The sequence below is a fragment of the Neisseria sp. P0009.S007 genome (assembly GCF_051962515.1).
Map to the genome: position 1 here is coordinate 1 of NZ_JBQCVF010000381.1, position 1,320 is coordinate 1,320.

Here is a 1,320-nt window from a genome sequence, read left to right on the forward strand (position 1 = left end):
CACAAATCCGCCACTTCGTAAACCAAATGTTCGCCACCGCCATCTTTAGAGGCCATCAAGGTTTCACCCGCTTCCTCAATGACTTTTTTCAAAATCTTGTCTTCGCCTTTGTGCAGCAGTTGGGCAACGTAAGAAGCATCAGGATCGCCGCCTTTGCGTGAATCGATGACGTTTTGAATTTGGGTAAGGATAGTATCGGTCATGGTCGGTTTCTCTTATTTTCTTTCAGACGGCCTTAAGGATGTTTATGTCCGTAAATCGCCTCTTCGTCTTTCATCACGGCATCGACTGTCTGCCATGCGCCCTCTTGCCAAACTTTGTAAAAACAGCTTTCGCGCCCAGTATGACAGGCAATGCCGCCGTTTTGTTCAATCAGCATGACTACTGCATCGCCATCGCAATCCAGACGCAATTCGTGTACTTTTTGCGTATGTCCGGACTCTTCGCCCTTCATCCATTGTTTTTGGCGGGAACGGCTGTAATAGTGGGCAAGACCGGTTTCTACGGTTTTTTGCAGGGCTTCGGCGTTCATCCAGGCAACCATCAGCACACGGCGTGTCTGCCAATCTTGGGTAATCGCGCAAACCAAACCTTTCTCATCAAATTTTACGGCATTCAGCAGCGTTTCGTTTATATTCGACATGTACGTCTTTCTCCCATATTTTTCAGACGGCCTTTGGGTAGCAATCACAAACGCACTTCAATTCCTGCTTCACGCATGGCCAGTTTCGCTTCGCGGATACTCGCTTCGCCAAAGTGGAAAATACTGGCGGCCAATACCGCATCTGCCTTCCCTTCTTTAATACCGTCCACCAAATGCTGAACCGAACCGACGCCACCGGAAGTAATGACCGGAATATCCACCGCTTCGCTGACCGCACGTGTCAAAGGCAGGTTGAAACCTTGTTTGGTACCGTCCCGGTCCATGCTGGTCAGCAAAATCTCGCCCGCACCGCGCCGCTGCATTTCGATAGCCCATTCCACCGCATCCAAACCGGTCGGATTACGTCCACCGTGGGTAAAGATTTCCCAACGGGTGTTTTCAGGGTTGACCGCTTTGGCATCGACAGCAACGACAATCGCTTGCGAACCAAAAAAACCGGCCGCTTCATTTACCAAATCAGGATTGGTTACAGCTGCCGTATTGATGCTGGCCTTATCGGCACCGGCATTAAGCAGACGACGGATATCGGCAACCGTACGCACACCGCCGCCGACCGTCAATGGAATAAAAACTTGTGATGCGACTGCCTCAATAACGTGCAAAATAGTGTCGCGATTGTCGCTGGAGGCAGTGATGTCCAAAAAGGTCAACTCATC

General features: G+C 50.4%; 3 protein-coding genes. All 3 read right to left on the minus strand.

What is annotated here, in order from left to right; translation table 11 throughout:
• Positions 1 to 203, minus strand: a 203-nt coding sequence (hisE, locus tag ACTHS3_RS13430) for a phosphoribosyl-ATP diphosphatase (protein ID WP_440368184.1), incomplete at its 3' end; no start/stop codon positions are given.
• A 32-nt stretch (positions 204 to 235) separates the two neighbouring features.
• Positions 236 to 643 (minus strand): phosphoribosyl-AMP cyclohydrolase, encoded by a 408-nt coding sequence (gene hisI, locus ACTHS3_RS13435; RefSeq protein WP_070606850.1) that lies wholly within the window; start codon positions 641 to 643, stop codon positions 236 to 238.
• Between the two features lie 44 nt (positions 644 to 687).
• Positions 688 to 1,320: imidazole glycerol phosphate synthase subunit HisF (gene hisF, locus ACTHS3_RS13440; protein WP_440368185.1), on the minus strand; the 633-nt coding region annotated here is incomplete at its 5' end.

Excerpts from the sequence above, each read along its gene's own strand:
- hisI (WP_070606850.1), bottom strand. The coding sequence starts at position 643 with ATGTCGAATATAAACGAAACGCTGCTGAATGCCGTAAAATTTGATGAG.